At 71.0% G+C, this 25,567-nt stretch carries 21 protein-coding genes; 15 read left to right on the top strand and 6 right to left on the bottom strand.

Going from position 1 to position 25,567, the window contains the following annotated elements:
• Positions 1-229: 229 nt before the first annotated feature.
• A complete protein-coding gene (gene rsrA / locus GZ998_RS10270; RefSeq protein ID WP_161923825.1) occupies positions 230-553 on the bottom strand; it encodes a mycothiol system anti-sigma-R factor in 324 nt (107 codons plus the stop codon).
• Complete coding sequence (locus GZ998_RS10275) at positions 553-1,233, bottom strand: sigma-70 family RNA polymerase sigma factor (RefSeq protein ID WP_161925287.1); 681 nt, start codon at positions 1,231-1,233, stop codon at positions 553-555. The genes rsrA and GZ998_RS10275 overlap by 1 nt, the downstream gene beginning before the upstream one ends.
• Positions 1,234-1,504: 271 nt before the next feature.
• Between GZ998_RS10275 and GZ998_RS10280 the strand changes: the two genes are divergently transcribed.
• From GZ998_RS10280 to GZ998_RS10300, 5 genes are all read left to right on the top strand, one after another.
• Complete coding sequence (locus GZ998_RS10280) at positions 1,505-2,035, top strand: DoxX family protein (RefSeq protein WP_219109778.1); 531 nt, start codon at positions 1,505-1,507, stop codon at positions 2,033-2,035.
• Between the two features lie 88 nt (positions 2,036-2,123).
• Entirely contained in the window at positions 2,124-4,370 is a 2,247-nt protein-coding gene (locus GZ998_RS10285; protein ID WP_308807216.1) for an NADP-dependent isocitrate dehydrogenase, read from the top strand.
• 5 nt (positions 4,371-4,375) lie between these two features.
• Positions 4,376-5,902 (top strand): 3-phosphoshikimate 1-carboxyvinyltransferase, encoded by a 1,527-nt coding sequence (gene aroA / locus GZ998_RS10290; RefSeq protein WP_219109815.1) that lies wholly within the window; start codon positions 4,376-4,378, stop codon positions 5,900-5,902.
• Positions 5,902-6,996: a ribosome small subunit-dependent GTPase A gene (rsgA, locus tag GZ998_RS10295; RefSeq protein ID WP_162679412.1), complete on the top strand. Its 1,095-nt coding sequence runs from the start codon at positions 5,902-5,904 to the stop codon at positions 6,994-6,996. Before aroA ends, rsgA begins: the two co-directional genes overlap by 1 nt.
• 82 nt (positions 6,997-7,078) lie before the next feature.
• Entirely contained in the window at positions 7,079-7,855 is a 777-nt protein-coding gene (locus GZ998_RS10300) for a metalloregulator ArsR/SmtB family transcription factor (protein WP_161923821.1), read from the top strand.
• Here the strand turns inward: GZ998_RS10300 and GZ998_RS10305 are convergent.
• Together GZ998_RS10305 and GZ998_RS10310 are read right to left on the bottom strand one after the other, a co-directional pair.
• Complete coding sequence (locus GZ998_RS10305) at positions 7,845-9,344, bottom strand: multicopper oxidase domain-containing protein (RefSeq protein ID WP_219109779.1); 1,500 nt, start codon at positions 9,342-9,344, stop codon at positions 7,845-7,847. The genes GZ998_RS10300 and GZ998_RS10305 overlap by 11 nt on opposite strands.
• Positions 9,341-10,606 carry a hypothetical protein gene (locus tag GZ998_RS10310; RefSeq protein WP_308807218.1) on the bottom strand — a complete coding sequence of 422 codons (1,266 nt, stop codon included), beginning with the start codon at positions 10,604-10,606 and terminating at the stop codon, positions 9,341-9,343. Before GZ998_RS10310 ends, GZ998_RS10305 begins: the two co-directional genes overlap by 4 nt.
• Positions 10,607-10,887: 281 nt before the next feature.
• Here GZ998_RS10310 and GZ998_RS10315 point away from each other — a divergent pair, with 281 nt between their 5' ends.
• The 3 genes from GZ998_RS10315 to GZ998_RS10325 are packed head-to-tail and all read left to right on the top strand — an operon-like array spanning position 10,888 to position 12,618.
• Positions 10,888-11,190, top strand: a complete 303-nt coding sequence (locus GZ998_RS10315) for a DUF2249 domain-containing protein (RefSeq protein WP_162679410.1) — start codon at positions 10,888-10,890, stop codon at positions 11,188-11,190.
• Positions 11,191-11,204: 14 nt separating this feature from the next.
• The gene (gene moaA / locus GZ998_RS10320; protein WP_219109780.1) at positions 11,205-12,293 is read left to right on the top strand and encodes a GTP 3',8-cyclase MoaA; all 1,089 of its coding nucleotides are present in this window, start codon (positions 11,205-11,207) and stop codon (positions 12,291-12,293) included.
• A 34-nt stretch (positions 12,294-12,327) separates the two neighbouring features.
• On the top strand, positions 12,328-12,618 hold the full coding sequence (locus GZ998_RS10325; RefSeq protein WP_161923817.1) for a MoaD/ThiS family protein: 291 nt from the start codon (positions 12,328-12,330) through the stop codon (positions 12,616-12,618).
• 69 nt (positions 12,619-12,687) lie between these two features.
• Here GZ998_RS10325 and GZ998_RS13210 read toward each other — a convergent pair whose 3' ends face one another.
• Positions 12,688-13,125, bottom strand: a complete 438-nt coding sequence (locus tag GZ998_RS13210; protein ID WP_374939204.1) for a molybdenum cofactor biosynthesis protein MoaE — start codon at positions 13,123-13,125, stop codon at positions 12,688-12,690.
• 336 nt (positions 13,126-13,461) lie between these two features.
• Between GZ998_RS13210 and glp the strand changes: the two genes are divergently transcribed.
• The 4 genes from glp to GZ998_RS10350 all read left to right on the top strand — a co-directional run bounded on the left by glp (position 13,462) and on the right by GZ998_RS10350 (position 17,523).
• On the top strand, positions 13,462-14,817 hold the full coding sequence (gene glp, locus GZ998_RS10335) for a gephyrin-like molybdotransferase Glp (protein ID WP_219109781.1): 1,356 nt from the start codon (positions 13,462-13,464) through the stop codon (positions 14,815-14,817).
• A gap of 186 nt (positions 14,818-15,003) precedes the next feature.
• On the top strand, positions 15,004-15,495 hold the full coding sequence (gene moaC / locus GZ998_RS10340; protein WP_162679463.1) for a cyclic pyranopterin monophosphate synthase MoaC: 492 nt from the start codon (positions 15,004-15,006) through the stop codon (positions 15,493-15,495).
• Positions 15,492-16,184 carry an NTP transferase domain-containing protein gene (locus GZ998_RS10345; RefSeq protein ID WP_308807219.1) on the top strand — a complete coding sequence of 231 codons (693 nt, stop codon included), beginning with the start codon at positions 15,492-15,494 and terminating at the stop codon, positions 16,182-16,184. The genes moaC and GZ998_RS10345 overlap by 4 nt, the downstream gene beginning before the upstream one ends.
• A 190-nt stretch (positions 16,185-16,374) precedes the next feature.
• On the top strand, positions 16,375-17,523 hold the full coding sequence (locus tag GZ998_RS10350; protein ID WP_219109782.1) for a hypothetical protein: 1,149 nt from the start codon (positions 16,375-16,377) through the stop codon (positions 17,521-17,523).
• Positions 17,524-17,796: 273 nt separating this feature from the next.
• On the opposite strand, the gene GZ998_RS10355 is transcribed toward GZ998_RS10350, so the two are convergent.
• Positions 17,797-18,357 (bottom strand): molybdenum cofactor biosynthesis protein B, encoded by a 561-nt coding sequence (locus GZ998_RS10355; RefSeq protein ID WP_219109818.1) that lies wholly within the window; start codon positions 18,355-18,357, stop codon positions 17,797-17,799.
• 337 nt (positions 18,358-18,694) lie between these two features.
• On the opposite strand from GZ998_RS10355, the gene GZ998_RS10360 reads away from it, so the two are divergent.
• From GZ998_RS10360 to narH, 3 genes are all read left to right on the top strand, one after another.
• Positions 18,695-20,023, top strand: coding sequence for an MFS transporter (locus GZ998_RS10360; RefSeq protein WP_161923812.1), 1,329 nt, complete (start codon positions 18,695-18,697; stop codon positions 20,021-20,023).
• A gap of 118 nt (positions 20,024-20,141) precedes the next feature.
• Positions 20,142-23,963, top strand: a complete 3,822-nt coding sequence (locus GZ998_RS10365) for a nitrate reductase subunit alpha (RefSeq protein ID WP_219109783.1) — start codon at positions 20,142-20,144, stop codon at positions 23,961-23,963.
• Positions 23,963-25,567, top strand: coding sequence for a nitrate reductase subunit beta (narH, locus tag GZ998_RS10370; protein ID WP_219109784.1), 1,605 nt, complete (start codon positions 23,963-23,965; stop codon positions 25,565-25,567). The genes GZ998_RS10365 and narH overlap by 1 nt, the downstream gene beginning before the upstream one ends.

Here is a 25,567-nt window from a genome sequence, read left to right on the forward strand (position 1 = left end):
TGGTTGGCGCTGTTCTTAGCGCGCGAACGGCGCTTACGACCGCGCTTGCTCATTCCTGCCTCCTGATGTCTGGTGGTTCTTATCCGCCCCGAGGGGCACGGAACTCCGGGTATCTTCGCATACCGCGCCCCGATACTGCCAGCCGAGCAATTCGGCTGCGCCGGTGAGCGCTGACACAACCGACGCCTTGGCGGGGCTTGGCTGCACGCGCCCGCCCGGCCTGCACGAGTCAGCGGCGCTCGAGACTCTCGGCGGCCACAGCCGCCACAGCCACTGACGTGACCGCGGCACCCGCCGTGGTGATGCGCGCGGCCGATAGCTGGCCCAGCACGCGCGCCCGCAGGGAGGCGGGCGCCTGCTCGGCGCAGCGGGAGCGCACCAGCTCACGCAGGTGACGCTCGGCGTCGGCCTGGCGGGAGCAGTGCTCGCAGGAGGCGACGTGCTCTGCCAGCCGTGCCTCTAGATCGCGGTCGCATTCGTGGTCGAGGAACCGCTCCAGGTGAGCGCGCGCCTCGGAGCACGAACAGGGTTCGGTGGGGATCTTCTCACCCATTAGTGCTTCTTCTCCTCGCTGATATAGCCCAGCTGCCTGGCATGATCCGCCAGCAGCTCACGCAGTTGCCGCCGCCCACGGTGCAGGCGCGACATGACAGTGCCGATGGGGGTGCCCATGATGTCGGCGATCTCCTTGTAGGAGAATCCCTCAACGTCGGCGAGGTACACGGCCAGACGCCGGTCCTCGCTGAGCTCTCCCAGTGCCGTCTTGATCTCCTCGTCCGGCAGCTCGTCCAGGGCGAGGTTCTCCGCACTGGGCAGTCCCACAGAGTCGTGGGAGGCTGCCCGATGCAGCTGCCAGTCCTCAACCGAGTCGGCGTCGGACTGCAGTGGCTCGCGCTGTTTCTTGCGGTAGGTGTTGATGAATGTGTTTGTCAGAATCCGGTAGAGCCAGGCCTTGAGGTTGGTCCCGGGCCGGTACTGGTGGAAGGCACCGAAGGCCCGCGCGTAGGTGTCCTGGACCAGGTCCTCGGCGTCAGCCGGGTTGCGCGTCATACGCAGCGCCGCACCGTAAAGCTGATCCAGATACGGCAGGGCATCGGCCTCGAAACGGGCCGCGCGAGCCGCGTCGGACTCGTCGGCCGGAGCACGGTCGAGTTCGTCGGAGCCGGCTTCCGCGGGCGTCTGGGTGATACCACCGGGCGGATCCGCAGGGCTGAGTTTGTCTGAGTCCGTCATCATCGTCCACGAGCCTAGCCCGCCCCCGCCGGAAGTGCTTCGCGACTCCACCCCATGTGCGAGTGGTCTCATAGCGAACACCGCGTCCGGCAGCAGGCCGAGTCCACCACCCGTATCGGTGATGGGCGCAGGCCCCGGGACTGAGCTGGTTGGGGAAACATTCATCAGGCACCCTAACGGTGAGAGACGTCCGCGCATTCCCGGTTACCTCCGCCGGCTACCTCGGCCGGACTACTGGCAACGGGCGGCGCGGTGCGCGAGGATGGGTGACATGGATCTTCTGCGCACCGTTGCCCGCCCGGCTCTTGCCGCCCCCTTCATCGCCGATGGCATTGACGCCCTCGCCCGCCCCAAACGGCATGCGGATAAGTTCGAGCGGGTGCAGCCCTGGTTGGAGAAGGCCGGGGTCCCGCCCGTGCTGCACTCTGACGCCGAGTTACTCACCCGCGTCAGCGGAGCGGTGAGTGTGGCCGCCGGACTCGGGCTGGCCACCGGTCGGGCGCCGCGTACCTGCGCCACGGTGCTGGCCGTCCTCAACGTCCCGCTGGCACTGGTCAATAACCCGGTCTGGGCCGTCGAGAGCCAGGACGAGCGTAAGGAAGCGCTGTCTGGGCTGATGCGGTCCGCCGCCGTCGGCGCAGGGCTGGCCCTGTCCGCGGTTGATCGCGAGGGGCGCCCCTCCCTGGCTTGGCGGTGGAACAATCGCCGTCGGCTCAGGGAAGCGATCGCGGCAGCACAGGCGCAGGTGCGCGCCGAGTACGAGCCGGTGGTCCCGGCGCGAACCGCCGCCGCGTCGCGCTAACCTCGTCGTTGGGACACGCCCGTCGGCCGCCGCCGGCCCCCGGGTCAGGCCCACACACGCCCTCGAGGAACATGAAGGAATACAACCGGTGACCGCCCAGAACGCCTCCAGCGCCCCCGCCGGGACGCCCGACATCATCTACACGCTGACCGACGAGGCGCCCATGTTGGCGACCCGTTCCCTGCTGCCGATCATCAAGGGCTTCACCCGGGCGGCCGACGTGAGTGTGGGCACCGCGGACATCTCCCTGGCGGGCCGCATTCTGGCCGCCTTCGGGCTGGTGGACGACGACCTGGCCCGGCTCGGCGCTCTCACGCAGGACCCCACCGCCACCATCATCAAGCTTCCCAACGTCTCTGCCTCCCTGCCGCAGCTAAAGGCCGCCATCGCCGAGCTGCGCGAGAAGGGCTACGACCTGCCCGACTACCCCGACGAGCCCGCCACCGACACCGAGCGGCAGGTGCGCGAGGCATATGACGCCGTCAAGGGCAGCGCCGTCAACCCGGTGCTGCGCGAGGGCAACTCCGACCGCCGCGCCCCGCAGGCCGTCAAGGCCTACGCGCGCACCCACCCGCACTCCATGGGCGCGTGGAGCCCGGACTCCAAGACGCGCGTGGCCACCATGGACGCCGATGACTTCCGTCACAACGAGCGCTCCGTGGTGGTACCGGAGGCGGGCACCGTCCAGATTCGGCTGGTTCCGGCCGACGGCGGGCAGCCGGTGGTGCTGCGTGAGGCACTGCCGGTGACCGCCGGGGAGGTCCTGGACGCCACCTTCATGTCGGCGCGGGCGCTGGACGAGTTCCTGGCGGGGGCGAACGCAGCGGCGAAGGCCGACGACGTACTGCTGTCGGTGCACCTGAAGGCCACCATGATGAAGGTCTCCGACCCGCTGATCTTCGGGCACGCGGTGCGCGCCTTCTTCCCCCAGACCTTCAGCACCTACGGCGAGGCGCTGGCCGCCGCCGGACTGCGCGCCGAAGACGGGCTGGCCTCGATCCTGGCGGGGCTGGACGCCCTACCCGAGGGCGAGCAGATCCGGGCGAGCCTGCAGGCGGAACTAGCCTCCGGCCCGCGGCTGAACATGGTGGACTCCACTCGCGGCATCACCAACCTGCACGTGCCCTCCGACGTGATCATCGACGCCTCCATGCCCGCCATGATCCGGGCCGGCGGCAAGTTGTGGGACGCCGACGGCTCCATGGACGACACCCTGGCCGTCATCCCCGACTCCTCCTACGCGGGCGTGTACCAGGCCGTCATCGAGGACTGCAAGGCCAACGGCGCCCTGGACCCGCGCACCATGGGCTCGGTGCCGAACGTGGGGCTGATGGCCCGCAAGGCCGAGGAGTACGGCAGCCACGACAAGACCTTCCTGATCCCCGCCGACGGCACCGTCGAGGTGGTCGTCACCGCCGGAACGGGCAACCCGGCGGGCACCGTGCTGCTGACCCACGACGTCGAGACCGGGGACATCTGGCGCGCCTGCCAGGCTCAGGACGCGGCCATACGCGACTGGGTGCACCTGGCCGTGGTGCGGGCGCGCGCCACCGGGGCGCCGGCCGTCTTCTGGCTGGACCCCGAGCGTGCCCACGACCGCACCATCGCCGCCCTGGTGGAGCGCTACCTGGCCGACGAGGACACCGCCGGCCTGGATATCCGCATCCTGGACCCGGTGGCAGCCACCCGCCTGTCCCTGGAGCGGGCGCGCCGCGGTGAGGACACGATCTCGGTGACCGGGAACGTGCTGCGCGACTACAACACCGACCTGTTCCCCATCCTGGAGGTGGGTACGAGCGCCAAGATGCTGTCGGTGGTGCCGCTGATGAACGGCGGCGGCCTGTATGAGACCGGCGCCGGGGGCTCCGCCCCCAAGCACGTGCGCCAACTGCTTGAAGAGGACTACCTGCGCTGGGACTCCCTGGGTGAGTTCCTGGCGCTGGCGGAGGCGCTGCGGCACGTGGCGCAGGTGAGCGGGAACACGCGGGCGACGGTGCTGGCCGACGCCCTGGACAAGGCCACCACCACCCTGCTGCAGGAGGAGCGCTCCCCCGCCCGCCGCCTGGGCGGCGTCGACAACCGCGGCTCCCACGCCTGGCTGGCCCTGTACTGGGCGCGCGAGCTGGCGGCGCAGACGGCGGACGCCAACCTGGCCGCGCGCTTCGCGCCCGTGGCCGAGCAGTTGGATGCGGTTAACGAGCAGGTGCAGGACGAGCTGGTGGCGGTGCAGGGGCACCCGGTCGAGCTGGGCGGCTACTACCTGCCCGACCCGGCCCTGGCCGATGCCGCCATGCGCCCGAGCGCGGCCCTGAACGCCATCGTCGACGCGCTGTGACCGAGGTGGCTGCCGTTCCTCAGCCCGCGTCTCGCCCCTGGGCTGCGCCTACCGCCACCGGCCCGCTGGACGCCGTCGTGGACCTGCCGGGGTCGAAGTCGCTTACGGCCCGGGCGCTGGTGGCGGCCGCAGTGGCGGATGGCCCGACGACGCTGCGCGGCGCCCTGCGCTCGCGCGACACCGAGCTCATGCGTGCCGCCCTGACGGCGCTGGGGGCCCGCTTCGAGGAACTTCCCGATGAGTCCGGCGCCTTGGCCGACGGGGCCCTGCGGGTCACGCCCGCGCCGCGCCCGTTCCCGGCCCGTGCCGGTGCCGACGGCGTGACCCGCATCGACTGCGGCCTGGCCGGGACGGTGATGCGCTTCATCCCACCGCTGGCCGCGCTGGCCGACGCGCCCGTGGTCTTCGACGGCGACGCCGCCGCCCGCCGTCGCCCCCTGGCCCCGCTCCTGGACGCCCTGGAGGATCTCGGCGCGCAGGTCGCCTATCTGGGTGAGCCCGGCTTCCTGCCCGTGCGCGTCGGCCCCGGCGGAGGGGACCTGCTGCGCCCCGCCGACCCGGCCCGCCCCAAGGCGCCGCACCGGGTGCGCGTGGACGCCTCCGGTTCCTCCCAGTTCCTGTCCGCGCTGCTGCTGGCCGGGTGCCTGCTTCCCGGCGGGCTGGCCGTCACCCCCACCGGGCCGGTGCCGTCCCTGCCGCATGTGGCCATGACCGTGGAGTTCCTGCGCGGACGCGGCATCGCCGTGGACGAGCCGGACGCCGACGCGCCCGTGGGCGCGCGCACCTGGACGGTGCACCCGAGCGCGCCGCGGGGTGGCGCGGTCTCAATTGAGCCGGACCTGTCGAACGCCGGCCCATTCCTGGCGGCGGCGCTGGTGGCCGGCGGGCGCGTCGGCGTACGCCACTGGCCGGAGCGCACCACCCAGGCAGGGGACGCCTGGCGGTGGCTGCTGCCCGCCCTGGGCGGCGCCGTCGAGGAGGTCCGTGAGGCGGACGGCTCACTCACACTGACTGCCATCGGCACCGGTGAGCTCGGCGGGATCGACGCCGACCTGTCCGCCGTCGGAGAGCTGACCCCCACGGTGGCCGCGCTGGCGGCCCTGGCCTCGGCGCAGGGGCACGCCTCGCGCCTGCGCGGCATCGGCCACCTGCGCGGGCACGAGACGGACCGCCTGGCGGCGCTGGAGGCTGAGATCAACCGGGTCGGCGGGAGGGCCCGCCAGACCGCTGACGGCTTGGAGGTCGCCTCCCTGCCCGCCGGGCAGCGCCTACACCCGGCCCGGCTGCGCGCCTACGCCGACCACCGGATGGCGACCTTCGCGGCCGTCGTCGGCCTGGGGGTGAGCGGCGTGGAGGTGGACGACATCGCCTGCACCGCCAAGACCCTGCCCGACTTCCCCGGCCTGTGGGCCCGCCTGCTGGACGGGCACTCCCCCACTCACCGAGACCGGCACTTGTTACATGCCGAGACCGGCACAAATGACGTGCCCAAACCGGCAGATATGACGGATGCCGCCGAGGAGGCGCGCTGATGGCCCGCCGTGACATCGGCACCGACGATCCGCGCGTACGGGTGCGCCCCGGCAGGCGCTCACGCCCGCGCACCAAGCAGCGCCCTGCCCACGCCGACGCCGTGCCCGGCATGGTCACCCGCATCGACCGCGGTCACTACCGCATCCGCCTGGAGGACCCCGCTCTCACCGCCGACGGCAGCGGCGACATCACGGCGATGAAGGCCCGCGAGCTGGGACGCGGGAAGGTCGTGGTCGGGGACCGGGTCGCCGTCGTCGGGGACACCTCCGGCCGCAAGGACACCCTCGCCCGCATGGTGCGCGTCGAGGAGCGCCGCACTCTGCTGCGCCGCAGCGCGGAGGACGGGGACACGGCTGGCACGGAGAGGCCGGTGGTGGCCAACGCCGACCTGCTGGTGATCGTCACCGCCCTGGCGGACCCGGAGCCGCGCCCGCGCATGATCGACCGGTATCTGGTGGCCGCCTATGACGCCGGCATGGAACCACTGCTGGTCCTGACCAAGGCGGACCTGGCCGACGCCGATGCGCTGCTGGGGCTGTACGAGCCGCTGGGGGTGCGCTCGGTGGCCACGCGCCTGGACCCCTCCAGCCGGGCCGAGGCCTCCCGCGCCGGTGAGGGCGTCGAGGCGGTCCGTGCACTGATCACCGGCCGCACCTCGGTGTTCGTCGGTCATTCCGGCGTGGGCAAGTCCACGCTCATCAACGCGCTCGTGCCCGGGGCGGAGCGGGTCACCGGGGAGGTGAACGTGGTCACCGGTCGCGGCCGCCACACCTCCACCAACCTGCAGGCGTTGGAGCTACCCGGCGGCGGCTGGGTGATCGACACCCCCGGGGTGCGCTCCTTCGGGGTGGCGCACGTATCCAGCGCGGACGTGCTGCGTGGCTTCCCGGACCTGACCGAGGTCGCAGAGGAGTGCCCGCGCGGTTGCACGCACGAGACCGGCGTGATCGAGTGCGCCCTGGACGACTGGTCCGCCGACTCCGCGCTGGAGCCCGCGGAGCGCGGGCGGCGCCGGGCCCGGGTCGACTCCTTCCGGCGCCTGCTCGCCCCCGCCCTGGAGGCCGAGGACCCGACGACGCCACGCCGACGCTGAAACCCGGACAGGACGGGATACGCGCCACGTTCGGCAAGTCGTTTGCCCACGCGGCGGCCCGAACAGACGTTAGCCTATGCATATGTCCGTCCCCTCGGTCCCAGCGGCGCCCCTTCCCCGTCCCGCCTGGGCAGATCTGTCAGTGCGGGCCGAGCTGTCCCAAGCGCGTCGTCGGGTACTCGAGGAGATTGAGCACGCCTCGCACCCGCTGACCGCAGCGCATGTGGCCCGCACCCTGAATCTGCACCACAACACGGTTCGCGAGCACCTGGACGCCCTGGTGGAGGCGGGCCTCGTGAACGCATCCACCAACCCCACCGGGCGTCGCGGACGCCCCGCCCTGCAGTACGCTCCCGCCGGCCCAGACCCGGCGCGAGTGGCCGGGTCCTACCTGGCCCTGCTGGACGCCGTTATCGACCAACTCGGGGACGGCGAGCAGGCGCGGGAACGCGCCAAGGCAATCGGCCGCCGCTGGGCACAGCTGACTCCCGCCGATCCGGCGAGCCCAGTCCCGCAGGCGGGGCGCCCCGAGACGCAGCTGACGGCCCTGGCGCAGCACCTGTCACTTATGGGCTTCGCCCCCGACTTCGACGGCGAGCAGCTAGTGCTCAAGGCCTGCCCCCTGGTGACCTCCTCGCGCCCGCCCCACCCACTGGTGTGCGTCATGCACGAGAGCTTCCTCAACGAGCGCTACGCCCGCTGCCGGGCAGGCGCCGAGTCCGAGGCCGCGCCCCGGGCAAAGGGTGCCGCCGCCCACCTCACGCTGTCCCCGCTGCGCCCCGACGGCTGCCACGTATCGTTCGCAGCCCACGGAGGTCCCTCCTGCGGACACACCGGAGACCACACGCTCAAGCGGTAACCCTCAGATACCCCATGGCGCCCTTCTCCATATCGGCGAAGGCGTGGCTGACGAGCGTGTAGGTACCCGGGGCGGGGGGAACGCATTCGACGAATCCGCCCTGTGCGGGCTGAAGCCCCAGTGCCTGCCCGCCACCGGACCAGGCGGCACCGATCTCCTCGGGTCCTCCGAGTGTCCAGGCCCCCTCGCTGAAGACCTGGTCGAACTGTAACCCGACGGCGTGAAACGCCGTCGGCAGCGAAGGCCCTGCATCCAGCACCCAAATGCGCACCCGCTCCCCCGGAGCCGCCACGAGCGGCCGGTCGCGGTACTGGAAGGCGGTGCCGTTGAAGGCCAGCAGATCGGGGGTCTTGGTGCTCACCTTGTCCGCGTCGGTCTCGCCTCCCTCGGGGCCGAGGTAGATCTCCGACTGGATCAGCAGGTACTCGCGGTCGACCTCGGCGAGCCCGGGCGGGTCAATGATGACGGCGCCATGCATGCCGGAAGCCAGGTGCACACTCATCGGTGCGGTGGAGCAGTGGTACAACCAGATTCCGGAGCGCTGCGCCTCGAACTCGTAGACGAGGGACTCGCCGGGGCCAATGGAGCGCATCACCTCATCCGGCGGGACCACGCCTGCGTGGAAGTCGATGGAGTGGCTCATGGAGCCGTCGTTGACCAGGGTGATGCGAAAGGTGTCGCCCACCTTGCCGCGCAGCACCGGGCCGGGCACCTGCCCGTTGTACGTCATGCGCCGCTGGGTGACGCCGCCGCCCACGTACATGCTCTGCTCGGTGACCGTGAAGGTGTGCTCGTGGACGGTGACCGGCTCGGCCGGTGCCAGGGCGGCATCGAAGGCGGCCACGTCGTCGGGCAGGGTGGCGGCATAGTCGGGGATGGCCGCGCGATCCGCGGAGGCAGCCGACAGAGACGAGGGGCTCCGCCCCGAGGCAGTGACCTGCAGGACCATGCCCTGGGCGCGGTGCCCAGCGATGGAGCACCAGCCCTCCAGCGGGCCTGTGACAACGCCGGCCTCAAGGCTGCCGCGCTCCCCCGCAGCCACCCGCCCGGTGGAGGCGGTGGCGCCGTCAGCGAGCCGGAGCACCAAGTCGTGGACCTGGTCGCCGGTGTTGTCCAGCGTGACCTCCAGCCGGTCGCCCACGGGTACCTCCACTGTGTCAGGCACGAAGCGCATGCCCTCCACGCTCACGGTCACGCGCGTGATCCGGCCGGTGGCCGCAACGGAGTCATCGCGCCGCTGGCTCAACCCGCCTTCCCGCCAGACAGCCGCTGCTGCGCCTACCGCCACCGTGCCGCCGACCGTCAGCAGGCCTACAAGCGCCCCGCGTCGATCCAGGCGCGTCGCGCCCGGGTCCGCACTGCCTGCCCGGAGGCGCCCGCCCCGGCCGACAGCGGGGGCGGTGCCGGCGGTGACGGCCGCCCGGTCCGCTCTTGACCCGGCGTTCCCGGCGCGGTCCTCCCGGCTGTAAGCGTCACTAACGTTACTCATGCGTCCTCCTGCGTGCTGCGCCGGTTCCCGTCCAGTCCGACGGCGGGATTCTTGGTCGGGCGTGATTCAGCGCCACTCACACGGCCGCCTTCCGTACGTCGGTAAGCAGCCCGCCGCACGCTCAGGACGATCCCCACCGGCACGTAGGCAACCGTGAGCCCCGCCGCCACGCCTCCGGCTAGCCGCACGCTCCAAGGCAGCGGCTCGGCGACCGCCGCTAGGAGGCACAGGTTCGCCGTCGTCACTCGCCAGGCGGCGCCACGGTCCATAAGCGCGTTGGCTGCGCGTGCGGCTGCCGCTCCGCCGCCCAGCATGACCGGGGTCAGGTAGCTCAGGGCGGCAGCCACGATCTGCAGGGCGAGTCCTCCGCCCAAGGCAAGGCGGGCGTCGTGTATGACATCGCGGGCGGCGGCTACGTCAGCGGCCAGGGTGACACCGGTGCCGATGAAGCCCGCACAGGCCAGCAGCCAGCCGACGGCGGCCGCCGCGCTCATGGTGGCAAAGGAGGTGGGCCTAACACGCCGTGCCGTCACCGTTGCCGGCAGGATCACGGTAAGGGCGCCGACGAGGTACACGGCCACGCCCATGCCCGCCGCCGGGCGCCACAGGCCCGCGCAGCCGGTGGTGGCGGTGCCGACCACGAGCGCCGGCAGGCCCCGGCTGGCCAGGCGGGCCGCCGTCGGCTCCATCCTGGTGCGCAGCATGGTCGGCCACAGTACCGTGAGCGTGCCCAGCACGGTGATGCCCACAAAGCCCAGCAGCATGGTGGTGGTGTGGGCGAGGTAGAGGACGTCGGCCAGATGAAGCTCGCCGCGACCGTCCGCCCAGTGGACCAGGTACCCCAGCGCCGAGCCCGCGGCCAGGGCCGTCAAGGCGGCGAGATAGTGAAAGGTCAACGGCGCCATCGCGGGGGCGAGCGCACGCCGGTACTGCACACCGAGCGCCACCACGCCGACTGCGGCCGCGGCCACCACCACGCTCACGCCCGCCAGGGCCACCGCGGTACGGCCGGCAGCGGTGCCGACCAGCACCGCAATGGCGCCGAGGCTGTGGACGTATAGGCGCGCGTCCAGCAGGGCCGCGCCGCCGAGGGCGGGGCGGTGCAGCAGGGTGTCGGCGAAGTGGGCCGACCACACGGTGATGGCCGAGCCGACGCCGCCGAGCAGCAAGGCATGCAGCGGTAGCCAGGTGCCCCATGCCGCCAGCGGCCCGCCGATGACGCCTACCGCGAGTGCGGCCGTAGCAAGGAACCAGGCCAGCACTACGCCATTGCGCCGGATCTGGGTACTACGCCGACGGTTTCGGCGGGACGCCCCACCCGGTCCGGAGCGAGCCTGCCGCCCGTCTCCTAGGCGGCTATCGGTGCCACCGGCTAAGGCCACCTTGTTTTCCACGTGGCACACCGTAATAAAATGGATGGGCTCCCGGCAATCGGTCGTGCCGCGCGCGGTTCCGGGAGCGCGACCGAAGTCCGCGCGCACACCGTGGCCTAAGGCGCAAAGGCGTCTGCCAGCACGATTGAAGAACTAATCAGGAGGTATCCGTGAGCGAAGACCCAAAGCTGATCCCGATCCAGGAGACCCACTCCCACAGCAGCTGCGGCTGCGGGGCAGTGGAGGCCGAGCGCATGTGCCTGGACGTGCGCCCCATCCCCCACCGGCTGCGTCATCCGGCGGTCCTCGGCGCGGTCTCCTCCCTGGGAGTGGGTGAGGGCTTCGACCTGCTCGCACCACATGTGCCCACACCGCTGCTGGCGCAGATCGACCAGCTGCCCATGGCCGTCAAGCACACGCTGCTGGAGGCGGAGGACGGCTTCGCCCGCGTGGAGATCGTGCGCGTCGGCTGACTACCATCCCCCGCATGAGCGCGCCGCCCGTCACCCTCGCGCCCGAGGCCATCCCCACACAGTTGGTGGACCGTTTCGGGCGCACCGTGCGCGATCTGAGGATTTCGGTGACCGACCGCTGCAATCTGCGCTGTACCTACTGCATGCCGGAGCACGGCCTGCAGTGGCTGCCCTCCCCGCAGCTGCTCAGCGCGGCCGAGATCGCCCGCCTGGCCCGTCTGGCCGTGGAGCGACTGGGGGTGGAGCGAATTCGGCTGACCGGCGGGGAGCCGCTGCTGCGCCGGGATCTGGAGGAGATCGTCGCGGCGGTGTCCACCCTGCGTACGCGCCGCACCGGTACCAAACCGGACATCGGCCTGACCACCAACGGCCTGGGCCTGGACAAGCGGGCCGCCGGCCTGCGGGCGGCTGGTTTGGACCGGGTCAACGTCTCCATCGACGCCCTCGCTCCGGAGCAGTACGCGGCGGTGACCCGCCGGGATCGGCTGGAGGACGTGCTGCGCGGCGTCGCCGGGGCGCAGGCGGCCGGACTGGACCCGATCAAGGTCAACGCGGTGGCTCTGCCTGCGGATCTCGCCGAGCGTGCCCCGCAGTTGCTGGCGCAGTGCCTGCGGCGCAGGTGGAGGCTGCGGTTCATCGAGCACATGCCACTGGGTCCACGTGGTTCCTGGCGTGCCGAGGACGTTGTTGACGCGGCGCACGTGCTTGACGTGCTGAAGCGGGCCGGCTTCTCCCTCACCCCCCTGGGCCGTCCGGACCGGCGTCCGGCAGCGCTTTGGGAAGTTGCCGCGGGGGTCGGTCCGGACGGGCAGGAGTACCCGGCGGGGCAGGTAGGAGTGATCGCCTCGGTGACCGCGCCCTTCTGCACCGACTGCGACCGCACCCGGCTGACGGCCGACGGCCGCCTGCTGACCTGCCTGTTCTCGAGCACGGAGACCGATTTGCGCGGCCCCATGCGCGCCGGGGCCGACGACGAGGAGCTGATACGCATCTGGGCGGCCGCCACGTGGGCCAAGCCCCGCGCGCACGGCTCCGATGATCCGCAGGCAGGTGACAGCGGATTCACGCTGCCCGCCCGTACGATGTCAGCGATCGGCGGTTGACCCGGCCAACGCCGCAAGCAGCAACAACAAGGAGATGAGCTTGTCCAACGCCTCCGCGAGCACTGTCGGCACCATTGCCATTGAGGTGCACTACTTCGCCGCCGCCGCGCAGGCGGCGGGGCGTACCGAGGAACGGCTGGAGCTGCCCCCAGGCACAACGCTGGCGGGCCTGCGAGAACTACTTGCCGGGCGCGGACTGGAGATGGCCAAGGTAATCGGCGTGTCCAGCTACCTGGTCAATTCCCTCTCCGCTCCGGCCGACTCACTGTCCGAGCTACACGACCGTGACCGGGTCGACGTACTGCCGCCCTTCGCGGGTGGCTGACTGCAGCCTCGCCGGCGGGGGTTAGCCCACCTCGCTTCCTCAGTCGGCGCATAGGGCAGGCCCCACCCCTCAGGGCAGATTGGACCAAGCGCTAGAGCCGTCGGAGAAGATCTGCTGCTTCCAGACGGGCAGCCGGGCCTTGACCTCCTCGACGATGTCGTGCACCGCTCCGAAGGCGGCAGCGCGGTGATCGGCACTGACCGCCACGGCGAGCGCGGTCTCCCCCACGGCAAGCTCGCCCACGCGGTGCGCGACCGCGAGCGCGCGCAGTCCCTCCCGGTCGGCGATCTCAGTGGCGATTGCCGTAAGCACCTCGTTCGCGCTGGGGTGGGCCGAGTAGCGGATAGCCCTCACCCCGCGCCCGCCGTCATGGTTACGTACCCTGCCGTCAAAGGTGGCCACGGCTCCGGCGGCCGGATCCGCCACTGCGGCTGCAAGCCGGGCGGTGTCGAGCGGGTCAGAGGTGATCCCAGTGCCCGCGACCCGGGCAGGACGGGACGTCGACACCCTCGCCGCGGCCCCGGCACCGGAGGCGGCAGAGCGCTCTGGGGTCGGATTGGTATGGATCTCCTGGGACACCTTCTTCTCCTCTTCGCTGTCACTCGCGTCGCCGGCCCTGCCCGCCGCTCCCCTGGCATTTCCCCTGGCATTGCGGCGGCGAGAACGGCTCCCGGGGAGGTTACACGGCCCTAAGGGCCGACGCGGTCCTGCCCCGCCGCGCAGACAGGGCATGATGTTCCGGTCGGGGCATCGCCTCCGCCCGACGCGTCGGCGCCCGCACCTGGCAACCCCGCCCCATAGCCCGGACCCACAACTGCACGCTCACGCCTCAAGGATCTCGTCATGACCGAACCCATGCTGCCGCCCGATGAATACCTCGCCCGGGTGCTCGCCGCGCTGACGCCGCTGGCCCCGGTCGAGGTATCACTGGGGCATGCCCACGGCCTGGTCCTGACCGAGGACGTGCGGGCCGCAGTACCGGTGCCGCCCTGGACGAACTCGGCCATGGACGGCTACGCCGTGCGCGCCGCGGACGTCGCCGGGGCCGCGACCGCCCCCGTTGCCCTGCCGGTGGCGGGCGACGTGCCGGCGGGGACGGTGCCCGGGCCGCTGACCGCTAGGACGGCCCAGCGGATCATGACCGGCGCCATGCTGCCCGAGGGCGCCGACGCGGTGGTCAGGGTGGAGGACACCGACCAGGCGCCGGGCGCGGGTCCGCCGCCGGCCCGCGTAGAGGTGCGCGCCGCCGTCGTCCCGGGGGATAACGTGCGACGTGCCGGTGAGGACGTGGGCGTGGGCGACCAGGTGCTGCGGGCGGGCACCGTGCTCAAGGCGACCGCGGTGTCGGCCGCCGCCTCCGTGGGCCGGTCGACGGTGCGCGTGGTGCCGCGGCCGCGCGTCGGCGTCGTGGTCACCGGGGCGGAGTTGGCTGATGCGGGGCGTGACCTGGCCGCCGGCACCATCCCGGACTCCAACAGCCTGCTGCTGGCGGGGCTGGTGGCCGAGCACGGCGCCCGGCTCGGCACCGTCTCCCGTGCCGCCGACACCCCCGCCGCCTTGGCCGCTACCCTGCGCGCGGCGGCCGCCGACGCCGATCTGCTGGTCACCTCCGGGGGCGTTTCGGTGGGGGCCTTCGACCCATTCACCGCCCTGGCCGCGGCCCGCGGGCAGGCAGACGGCCCCGCCGGGGACGACGTCGAACTGGCTACGGTCAAGGTGGCGATGCAGCCGGGCAAGCCGCAGGGCTACGGCACCGTGCGCGCGCAGGATGGGCGCCGGGTGCCGGTGATCGGTTTGCCCGGGAACCCGGTGAGCGTACTGGTGTCCTTCACGACGATCGTCGCCCCCGCCCTGGCGCGCCTGGCCGGGCACGAGTTGAACGTCTCCCGGGACGGCGGCGCGCTGATGGCGACGGCCCGTGCCGCCGTCGGCTGGCACAGCCCGCGGGGGCGCCGCCAGCATGTGCCGGTGCGCTTCGTTGCGCCGCCGCAGCAGCGGCCCGCGGGCGTGGAGAACGGCGCCGCCTGGGTGGCGCCGTCGCACCGGCTGGGATCGGGGTCCCACCTGGTCGCCTCGCTGCCCGCCGCACAGGCGTTGGCGGTTGTGGAGGCCGATGCCGATGGCGTAGACGTCGGTGACCAGTTGCGCCTGCTCGCGCTGTCGGCGCCCGCCGGGCCGCTGCCGCACCCGGCCCAGTAACCGCGTGCCCCTGCACAAAACCGCCTGATTCCAACCGTGCCGAGGAGACCCATGCACCTGTTCCGCCGCAAGCCCGCCCCTGTCCGGGCGCAGACGTCCACCACCGCCGACGACGCCGCGGCCACCACCGCGCCTCCCGAGCCCGCTGCGGACACCGCGCCCGCCGGAGCGGCGGACGGTCGGCCCATCCGCCTGACGCACCTGGACGACTCCGGGGCCGCCCGCATAGTCGACGTATCCGCCAAGCAGCCCACCGTCCGCACGGCCACCGCGACCGCCTTCGTGGCTTGCTCCCCCGCGATCATCACGGCTCTGCGCGAAGACGCCGTCCCCAAGGGCGACGCGCTGGCGGTGGCGCGCATCGCCGGGATCGCAGCCGCCAAGCGGGTTCCGGAACTACTGCCGCTGGCGCATGTGATCGGGGTGCACGCCTGCGCTGTGGACCTGCGCATTGAGGAGGATGGCGTGCGCATCCAGACGCTGGTGCGCACCGCCGACCGCACGGGTGTGGAGATGGAGGCGCTGACCGCGGCCACGGTCGCTGGACTCGCGCTGGTGGACATGGTCAAGGGCGTGGACCGAACCGTGGCGCTGCGCGAGGCGAAGGTGCTGTCAAAGTCCGGGGGCCGCTCCGGCGACTGGGTGCGTTCGGAGGACGCCGGGCAGGAGAACAGGTGACGGAGACGGGACGGCTGGATGTTGTCGTGCTCGCCGGCGGGACAGGGCGACGCCTGGGAGGGGCGTCGAAACCGGACGTGATGGTTCGCGGTGCCCGCCTGCTCGACCATGTGCTGGGCGGGGTTGAACGCGTGCGCGAGCAGCTGCCGTCAGGTCAAGTGGTTGTGGTGGCGCCGCCGGCGGTGGCGGTGCCGACCGGAGTTCTGCGGGCCCTGGAGGAGCCGCCGCTGGGCGGGCCGGTGGCGGGAATCGCGGCCGGGCTGGCGCGGCTCGCCGCCGTCGAGCAGGCAGCGGCAAGCGATCCGTCCGGGCCGACGGGCGCCGTCGTCGACAAGCACTTGAGCGCCGTCGTCACCTGTGATGCTCCGGATTCCTGGCGGGCCCTGCCGCTGCTGCGGGAGGCGCTGGAGGGACGTGCCGGAGCCGACGGCGCCTGCGCGGTCGACGGTGATCATGTCCAGTACCTACTGGGCGTGTACCGGACCGCCGCGCTGGTGGGGCGTGTGGCACCCGGGGGCGCGGCGCTGCGCGATGTCGCGGTGCGGCAGGTGCTGGGCGGGATGGATCTGGTTCGGGTAGACCTGTCCGCACGGGGAGAGGCCCTCGCCCGCGCCGCGCGCGACCTGGACACCTGGGAGGACATCCGCACCTACTCCTCCTCCCCTCCCCGCCGAGACCGGCACTCGTAACACACCGAAACCGGCACCAGTAACGTGCCGAAACCGGCACCAGTAACGTGCCGAAACCGGCACCAGTAACGTGCCGAGGAAGCCGCACCGCCGCCCACAGACACGTTTCAAGACATCCTCAAAAATACCTATCCACAGGGCGCGCGGAGATAGATGGCGTTAATAGGCGCATCTAGTGCACGCTTCCGTCATGAGCAATGGCGCCACCCCCACCAACGAGTCCCCCGTGATCCCTACCGCACTCATTCGTCGCTCCATTGTCGGGCGAAACCTACTGGAGAGTGAAGTCCGCTCCGGGCAGCTCACCCAGATTCGACGCGACGCGTACATCCATCTCCCTCCCGACGCCGCAGCCTGGGAACGACAGACCGCGATGCACGCCGTGATGCTGGAAACGGTGCGCACTGACGAACTCAGCGGTGTGGTAGTTCTGGAAAGCGCCGTACTGATGCACGGAGGAAATACCTGGCACGCCCCGGACGCGTTGCACCTCGCAGTTCCCTTTCATGTCCACGGACTACGTCGTCCGCCGACACGCCGCGACCCTACGCGTCCACCCAGCCGCGATCTGAGCCCGCTCGACCGTCGACGCGCTCTCGCCAGCCGCGCGCTCCATCGTCACCATTTCCAGATTCCTGACACCGACGTCATCACTATCGATGGAATACGTGTGACCGGACTCGAACGAACCATCGAGGACTGCGCCCGGTACCTCCAACCGGATGCTGCCCTGGTGGCCGTCGACTCCTTGATGGCGATCGCCACCGGAGCTCTAACTCCCCCTACTGACACGAAACAGCCGGGGTACCGCACCATCAACCGTCCCTGGGATCGCGCCGCCGAGATCAACCGGGAAGCGAGTATGCTGCGAACGCGAATCATGGATCGGTTGAGTCGTCGCCGCGGCGAACGCGGGGTGCGGAGGGCCAGGGCCGTCATTGAAGTCGCCACTCCCTGGAGCCAATCGCCCTATGAGACAGAGCTGCGCAGAATCTGCCTGGCGAATGGACTCACAGCACCGACTCCACAGATGCCGCTGCACACCGAGACAACCACCTTCTTCGCAGATCTCGGCTGGCAGAGCCTGCGGAGAGCGGCGGAAGTGGATGGGCTGATAAAGCTACGTCACGATCCGGACGCCGTCCGCGCCCGCCAAGCCGCACGCGATGACGCCTTCATCGATCAGGGGTTCGAAATCGCGCATTTCTCGCCAGACGAGGTGCGCGATACCGATCGAGCGCTAGAAAGGCTCCGCGCCCTGCTGCCCCGCACCGCATGCGAGAGCCGCCCGGTCAGTGGGCTTCGAACCAAACGCGAGCGCACGCGCGCCGCGGAATGATTGTCAGGCAGCCCATGCAGGTCTCCCGCCATGTGCAGCCGGCCGCCCGGATCGCGCGCCTCAAACGCACAGGTCATTAGTGCCGGTCTCGGCACGTCACAAGTGCCGGTCTCGGCACGTCACAAGTGCCGGTCTCGGCACGTCACAAGTGCCGGTCTCGGCACGTCACAGGTGCCGGTCTCGGCACGTCACAGGTGCCGGTCTCGGTGTGTTACAAGTGCCGGTCTCGGCGGGGCGGGGCGGGGCGGGGCAGGGACAGGAGGGGTGGGGCGGTCAGTGGTCGCCGCCGCCGAGCTGCTCCAGGACGTGCGGAACCAGGGGCCCCACCACGGCGATGGTGTCCTTGACACCTCCGCGCGAGCCGGGCGCGTTGACCACGAGCACGCCGTCGGCGTCGCGACCGGTGACCCCCACGAGCCCGCGGGAGAGACTTGACAGCGGAGTCTGGGTCAACCCATAGGCGCGGATCTGCGCCTCGACGCCCTCCAAGCGCACCGCCAGCAGCGGGGCGGTGGCCTCCGGGGTCAGGTCACGCGGGGTGACGCCGGTGCCGCCGGTAGTCAGCACCACGCGCGCACCGGCAGCAATGGCCTCCTCAATGGCGGCGCGCACCGGTTCCACCCCGTCGGGCACCACCTTCACGGCGTCGACCAAGACGTCGTGCTTTCGCAGCAGCCGCGCGGCCAGGGGACCGGAGACGTCCTCCCGCTCACCGCTTACGCAACGGTCGGAGACGGTGATCACGGCGCCCTTGACCGGCTCAGGCAGCGGATGCAGCCCCTTTTGAGGCACGGGAGCATCTGCGGGGGCGACTGAGGCCGACGCCGTGGGCATGCCGGAGGAAGTGGGCGCTGTCTGCTGACTCATGCCGGACACGGTAGCCGGAGAACCCGGCCAAAACCCCTTCGACCAGCACGGATACTCCCACACCCGCCTCGCACCGGATGCCTATTAGCTCACATCAGACTTGCTTATTACGGTCCTCTCCGGAAAAAACATGAGGTCGGAGAACCGCGAAATCAAGCCAGCCACGACCCCGACGAATGGGGAACGTCCAGTTCAGGCGATCATGTCCTGACCGCGCAGGCAGGGACGCCCCGCCCACGCGCAAACCGGTTCACCCGGAACAGCTCACGGTTACTCACCCCCTACCCACAGGAGTTACAACACCATGAGTCAGCTCGATACCTCCGGCCGCGTCCTGACCGGTTGGAACCCGGAGGAGCCGGACGGCTGGTCGGCGTCCATCGCCTGGCGCACCCTGGCCATCACCACCTTCTCCCTCATGCTCGGCTTCACGGTGTGGTTCCTGCCCAGCGCCGTCGCCCCGCGCCTGAACGAGATCGGCTTCGAGCTGACCACGAACCAGATCTACTGGATCACCTCCATGCCGGGCCTGTCCTGCGCGGGGCTGCGCCTGATCTACATGTTCCTGCCCGCGACCATCGGCTCGCGCAAGATGATCGGCTGGTCCTCCCTGCTGTACGTCCTACCGATGCTCGGCTGGTTCTTCGCCGTGCAGAACCCCGCCACCTCCTTCGCCACCCTGCTGGCGCTGTCCTTCACCTGCGGCATCGGTGCCGCCACGTTCTCCGGCTACATGCCCTCCACCGGCTTCTTCTTCCCCAAGCGCCTGTCCGGCACGGCGCTGGGCCTGCAGGGCGGACTGGGCAACATGGGCATGAGCGTCATCCAGCTGGCCGCCCCGTTCCTGATGAGCACGAGCCTGCTCGGGCTCACCTGGGTGGCCCCCTACGCCGACGGCGCCCCGCGGGTCTTCAACGCCACCGTCTTCTTCCTGCCGTGGTCCCTGATCGCCGCCGCCCTGGCCTTCGCCTACATCAAGGACGTGCCGGTCAAGGCCAATATCAGCCAGCAACTGGACATCTTCGGCAACATCGACACCTGGCTGATGACGGTCCTGTACATCATGACCTTCGGCATCTTCTCCGGCTTTGCCGCGCAGACCGCCAACATCATCAACAACAACTACGGCGCCTCCTCCCCGCTGGCCCAGACACTGGCCGCCGCCGAGCTGCCCAAGGGCGCCTCCTACGCCTTCATCGGCACACTGCTGGGATCCTTCCTGCGCTTCGCCTGGGGTCCCCTGTGCGACCGCTTCGGCGGCGCCATCTGGACCTTCGTTTCCGCCGTCGGCATGGCCGTCACCATGACCTTCTGCGGCTGGCAGGTCGCCACCGCCGACGACGCCGGCGACTTCCCCGTATTCATGATCGGCCTGCTGGCCATGTTCTTCTTCGCCGGGGTGGGCAACGCCTCCACCTTCAAGCAGATGCCCATGATCATGCCCAAGCGCCAGGCGGGCGGGGCGATCGGCTTCACCGCCGCCGTGGCCGCACTCGGGCCGTTCCTGGTCGGCATCGCCCTGACTCTGATGTCCACCTCCACATTCTTCTACGGCTGCGCCGTCTTCTGCGTGGTGTGCGCCGTCATCTGCTGGATCCGCTACGCCCGACCCTCCGCCAAGCGGCCCGGCTGACACTCCCGACGACGACGCCGTGTCACCGCCGCGGCCGCACCGGATCGGCGGCCCGGCCGACTCATCACACCGCTTCAAGTTCCGCCCATACCTCCAGCCACCCCGCCAAGGACCCGCGATGAGTACACCCACCGCCCCGATCGTCCCCGGACCCGACGCCAGGGTTGAGAACGCCCCGGGACTGTTCGCCCTGGGCTCCTACCTGCGCCGGGGAGAACCATCCGCAGACGCCCGCCGGCTGTTCCTCGAAGGCGGGCGCGACGCCGACTCCTTCTACCGGCACCGGTGGAGCCACGACAAGATGGTCCACTCCACCCACGGGGTGAACTGCACCGGCTCGTGCGCCTGGGAGGTGTACGTCACCGACGGCGTGATCACCTGGGAGAAGCAGATCACCGACTACCCCACCACCGGGCCGGACATGCCCGAGTACGAGCCCCGCGGCTGCCCGCGCGGTGCCGCCTTCTCCTGGTACACCTACTCCCCCACGCGCATCCGCTACCCGTATGTGCGCAGCGTCCTGCTGGACGCCTTCCGCGCCGCCCGGCAGCGCCACGACGGCGATGCCGTGGCCGCCTGGGCGGAGGTCACTGGAGATCCGGAGACCTCCCGCGCCTACAAGTCGGCGCGCGGGCGGGGCGGAATGGTGCGGGTCGGCTGGGACGAGGCGATGGAGCTCATCGCCGCCGCCTACGTGCACACCATCCGCACCTGGGGGCCGGACCGGTGCGCCGGGTTCTCCGTCATCCCGGCCATGTCGATGATCTCCTACGGGGCCGGCGCCCGCTTCCACGAGCTGATCGGCGGCACCATGCTGTCCTTCTACGACTGGTACGCGGACCTGCCGCCGGCCTCCCCACAGGTGTTCGGAGACCAGACCGACGTCCCGGAGGCGGGCGACTGGTACAACGCCCAGTACCTGATCATGTGGGGGTCGAACCTGCCGCTGACCCGCACCCCGGACGCGCACTTCATGACTGAGGCCCGCTACCACGGGCAGAAGGTGGTGGCCGTCTCCCCCGACTACGCCGACAACACCAAGTTCGCCGACCAGTGGCTGCGGGTGGCCCCCGGCACCGACGGGGCGCTGGGCATGGCCATGGGGCACGTGATCCTGTCCGAGTTCCACGTCGGGCGGCGCGAGCCCTTCTTCCTGGAGTACATGCGCCGTCACACCGACGCCCCGTTCCTGGTGGAGCTGGTGCCCGCCCCCGACGGCTCCGGGACGGTTCCGGGCCGCTTCGTCACCGCCGACGGCGTGGCCGGGGTGGCCGACGACCTGCCCCGCGGCGAGTTCCGGCCGCTAGTGTGGGACCGCGAGCGCGGCCCCGCCGACCCCGGCGGCACGCTGGCCGACCGCTTCACCCCCGAGGGCGAGGGCAAGTGGAACCTGCTCATGGAGGGCGTGGACCCGATCATGTCCATCGCCGACCTCGCCGACGACGGCGCGGCGGGCCCATCCTCCCAGGCCGCCGACGCCGCGGGCTCGCCCGCCCCGGCAAGCAGCGTCGTCGTCGAGCCGACGGAGATCCTGCTGCCCCGCTTCGACCTGCCCGGCTCGCAGACCCCCACCGGCAGCGTCGGCGGCGGCGTAGTCCGGCGGGGCGTGCCCGCCACCCGCCTGCCCGACGGGCGGCTGGTCACCACCGTCTACGACCTGCTGCTGGCCGACTACGCGGTGGCCCGTCCCGGCCTGCCCGGCCAGTGGCCGGCCGACTACCACGACGCCACCGTCCCGGGCACGCCCGCCTGGGCCGCCGAGCTGACCGGCGTGCCGGGCCCGGCCACCATCCGGGTGGCGCGGGACTTCGCCGTCAACGCCATCGAGTCCGGCGGCCGCTCCCAGATCGTCATGGGGGCCGGCATCAACCACTACTACCACGCCGACCAGATCTACCGGACCCTGCTGGCGCTGACCTCCATGTGCGCCACCCAGGGCGTCAACGGCGGCGGCTGGGCCCACTACGTCGGCCAGGAGAAGGTCCGCCCCATCGCCGGCTGGTCGCAGTTCGCCTTTGCCCTGGACTGGCACCGGCCCGCGCGGCAGATGATCTCCACCGGCTTCTGGTACCTGACCACCGACCAGTGGCGCTACGACGATACCCCGGCGGACCGGCTGGCCTCTCCGCTGGGCGCCGGCACCCTGGCGGGCAAGACCGCCTCGGACACCCTGGTGGAGGCGATGCGGCGCGGCTGGACGCCCTCCTATCCGACCTTCGACCGCAACCCGCTGCTGCTGGGGCAGCAGGCCGCCGCCGCGGGCATGGACCCCAAGGACTACGTCGTCGACCAGCTGACCCGGGGCGAGCTGCGCTTCGCCTGCGAGGACCCGGACGCCCCGGAGAACTTCCCCCGCATCCTGGCCTCCTGGCGCACCAACCTGCTCGGCTCCTCCGCCAAGGGCACCGAGTTCTTCCTGCGCCACATGGTCGGCTCCGGTGGCGACGTGAACGCCGTCGAGACCCCCGCCGGACGCCGCCCGGTGTCCATGACCTGGCGGGAGGAGGCTCCCCAGGGCAAGTTGGACCTGATGTGGACGGCGGACTTCCGCAACACCTCCACGACGCTGCACTCCGACGTCGTGCTGCCGGCGGCCACCTGGTATGAGAAGTACGACCTGTCCACCACGGACATGCACCCCTTCATCCACTCCTTCAACCTGGCGATCGACCCGCCGTGGGAGGCACGCAGCGACTTCGACATCTACCAGCAACTGGCCGAGCTGGTCAGCGCCTGGGCGCCCAAGTACCTGGGCACCCAGACCGACGTGGTGGCCGCCCCGCTGACCCACGACACGCCCGACGCCATGACCATGCCGCACGGGGACACCTCCGCCCTGCCGCAGGCGTGGGTGCCGGGCGTGACCATGCCCAAGCTGGTGCCGATCGAGCGGGACTACACCCAGATCCGCAACAAGTTCGACGCCGTCGGCCCCCTCGTGGAGTCCCCCGGCATCCCCATCAAGGGCATCATGCTGCACCCGGAGCGGGAGATGGAGCGACTGCGGCGTGCCCACGGCACCGGCGTCGGCGCGGCGGCGGGCCGCCCACTGATCAATACCCCCATCCGGGCCGGCGACGCCGTCATGCACATGTCCGGCGCCACCAACGGGCACCTGGCCACCCAGGGCTGGCAGACCCTGTCCCGGCGCACCGGCACTCCCCTGGTGGAGCTGAGCGAGGAGGAGGCCGGCAAGCAGGTCACCTTCGCCGACACCCAGGTCAAGCCGCAGCCCGTGATCACCACCCCGGAGTGGTCCGGCTCGGAGCACGGGGGCAGGCGCTACTCGGCCTTCGTGGTCAATGTGGAGCACGCCAAGCCGTGGCACACGCTCACCGGCCGCATGCACTACTACCTGGACCACGACTGGATGCGGGACATGGGTGAGTCACTGCCGACCTTCCGCCCGCCACTGGACTTCGCCGCCCTTTACGGGGAGGCCGCACCCGGGCAGGTGGGCACCACCCCCGACGGCGCAGTGCAGGTGGCCGTGCGCTACCTGACGATCCACAACAAGTGGGCGATTCACTCCCAGTACTACGACAACCTGCACATGCTCACCCTGGGCCGGGGCGGGCAGACCATCTGGATGAGCCCCGCGGACGCGGACAAGATCGGCGTACGGGACAACGAGTGGGTGGAGGCCTACAACCGCAACGGGATCGTGGCCGCGCGCGCGGTCGTCTCCCACCGCATCCCCGAGGGCACGGTGTTCATGCACCACGCCCAGGAGCGCACCATGAACACGCCGCTTACCGAGGCCTCGGGACGCCGCGGCGGCACCCACAACTCGCTGACCCGCATCGTGCTCAAGCCCAGCCACTTCGCGGGCGGCTACGCCCAGCTCTCCTACGCCTTCAACTACATCGGCCCCACCGGCAACAACCGCGACGAGGTCACCCTCATTCGTCGTCGCACCAACCAGGAGGTGACCTTCTGATGAAGGTGATGGCCCAGATCGCCATGGTGATGAACCTGGACAAGTGCATCGGCTGCCACACGTGCTCGGTCACCTGCAAGCAGGCGTGGACCAACCGCGAGGGCACCGAGTACATGTGGTTCAACAACGTCGAGACGCGCCCCGGCGTCGGCTACCCCAAGGGCTGGGAGGACCAGGAGCGCTGGCGCGGCGGCTGGGAGCGCACCGCCGGTGGACGGCTGCGGCCCCGCTCCGGCGGGCGCCTGCGCCGGCTCGCGCAGATCTTCGCCAACCCTGACATGCCGGGCGTTCAGGACTACTACGAGCCGTGGACCTACGAGTATGACCGGCTGCTGTCCGCCCCGAAGGACTCCCCCAACATTCCGGTGGCGCGCGCCAAGAGCCAGCTGACCGGCGAGTACCTGCCCACGATCCAGTGGGGCCCCAACTGGGACGACGACCTGGGCGGCTCCACCCAGACGCTGCCCGAGGACCCGATCGTGGCGGGCATGAGCCGGAAGGTCGCCACCGAAATCGACCAGACCTTCATGTTCTACCTGCCGCGCATCTGCGAGCACTGCCTGAACCCGACCTGCGTGTCCGCCTGCCCCTCCGGGGCCATGTACAAGCGCAGCGAGGACGGCATCGTGCTGGTGGACCAGGACGCCTGCCGCGGCTGGCGCATGTGCGTGTCCGCCTGCCCGTACAAGAAGGTCTACTTCAACCACGCCACCGGCAAAGCCGAGAAGTGCACCCTGTGCTACCCGCGCCTGGAGGCCGGCCAGCCCACCGTCTGCTCCGAGACCTGCGTGGGGCGGCTGCGGTACCTGGGGGTGCTCCTGTACGACGCCGACCGGGTCTCCCAGGCGGCCGCCGTCGCCGACCCGCGGGACCTGTACCCGGCACAGCGGGAGATCCTGCTGGACCCCCACGATCCGGAGGTGGTGCGGGCGGCCCGGGATGCGGGCGTGCCCGCCTCCTGGGTGCAGGCCGCCCAGAACTCCCCCGTGTGGGACCTGATCTCCACCTACCGGGTGGCACTGCCGCTGCACCCGGAGTACCGCACCATGCCAATGGTCTGGTACATACCGCCGCTGTCGCCGGTGGTGGACGAGGTCGCCGCCGCCGGCCTGGACGGGGAGGACCACCGGGTACTGCTGACAGCCGTGTCCGAGATGCGCATCCCCCTGGAGTACCTGGCGGGCCTGTTCACCGCCGGGGACACCAACGCGGTGGAGCTGGTGCTGCGCCGACTCGCGGCCATGCGCTCCCACATGCGGCAGGTGCGCCTGGGACGTGAGGCCGACCCGGCCATCGCCGCCGCCGTCGGCATGAGCGGACAGGAGCTGGAGGCCATGTACCGGCTGCTGGCCATCGCCAAGTACGACGACCGCTACGTCATCCCCACCGCCAGCCCGGAGGTGCCGCGCGGCATGACCGCCATGGGTGAGGATGTGCGCACGCTGCTGGGTGAGGGCGCCCCCGCCGCCTGCGGCTCCGCCGCCACATCCCAGGGCCTGGGCGGCCCGGTGAGCCTGCCGCTGCCGACCGTGCGCCGTTCCCCGGTTCCGTCCGCCGGCCCCGGCGTCGGGGTGGGCCAGGCCGGCCGAGCCGAGGGCAGCTGA

This window comes from Actinomyces sp. 594 (assembly GCF_019325145.1).
In the GTDB taxonomy this organism is placed as follows: domain Bacteria; phylum Actinomycetota; class Actinomycetes; order Actinomycetales; family Actinomycetaceae; genus Actinomyces.

What these genes read in the sequence shown, in the direction of transcription:
- narH (WP_219109784.1), top strand. Translation starts at nt 23,963, where the DNA reads ATGAAGGTGATGGCCCAGATCGCCATGGTGATGAACCTGGACAAGTGC.
- GZ998_RS10300 (WP_161923821.1), top strand. Translation starts at nt 7,079, where the DNA reads ATGTCCGTCCCCTCGGTCCCAGCGGCGCCCCTTCCCCGTCCCGCCTGG.
- GZ998_RS10365 (WP_219109783.1), top strand. Translation starts at nt 20,142, where the DNA reads ATGAGTACACCCACCGCCCCGATCGTCCCCGGACCCGACGCCAGGGTT.
- rsrA (WP_161923825.1), bottom strand. Translation starts at nt 553, where the DNA reads ATGGGTGAGAAGATCCCCACCGAACCCTGTTCGTGCTCCGAGGCGCGC.
- GZ998_RS10275 (WP_161925287.1), bottom strand. Translation starts at nt 1,233, where the DNA reads ATGACGGACTCAGACAAACTCAGCCCTGCGGATCCGCCCGGTGGTATC.
- GZ998_RS10280 (WP_219109778.1), top strand. Translation starts at nt 1,505, where the DNA reads ATGGATCTTCTGCGCACCGTTGCCCGCCCGGCTCTTGCCGCCCCCTTC.
- rsgA (WP_162679412.1), top strand. Translation starts at nt 5,902, where the DNA reads ATGGCCCGCCGTGACATCGGCACCGACGATCCGCGCGTACGGGTGCGC.
- moaA (WP_219109780.1), top strand. Translation starts at nt 11,205, where the DNA reads ATGAGCGCGCCGCCCGTCACCCTCGCGCCCGAGGCCATCCCCACACAG.
- GZ998_RS10325 (WP_161923817.1), top strand. Translation starts at nt 12,328, where the DNA reads ATGAGCTTGTCCAACGCCTCCGCGAGCACTGTCGGCACCATTGCCATT.
- glp (WP_219109781.1), top strand. Translation starts at nt 13,462, where the DNA reads ATGACCGAACCCATGCTGCCGCCCGATGAATACCTCGCCCGGGTGCTC.
- GZ998_RS10360 (WP_161923812.1), top strand. Translation starts at nt 18,695, where the DNA reads ATGAGTCAGCTCGATACCTCCGGCCGCGTCCTGACCGGTTGGAACCCG.
- GZ998_RS10350 (WP_219109782.1), top strand. Translation starts at nt 16,375, where the DNA reads ATGAGCAATGGCGCCACCCCCACCAACGAGTCCCCCGTGATCCCTACC.
- GZ998_RS10355 (WP_219109818.1), bottom strand. Translation starts at nt 18,357, where the DNA reads ATGCCCACGGCGTCGGCCTCAGTCGCCCCCGCAGATGCTCCCGTGCCT.
- GZ998_RS10305 (WP_219109779.1), bottom strand. Translation starts at nt 9,344, where the DNA reads ATGAGTAACGTTAGTGACGCTTACAGCCGGGAGGACCGCGCCGGGAAC.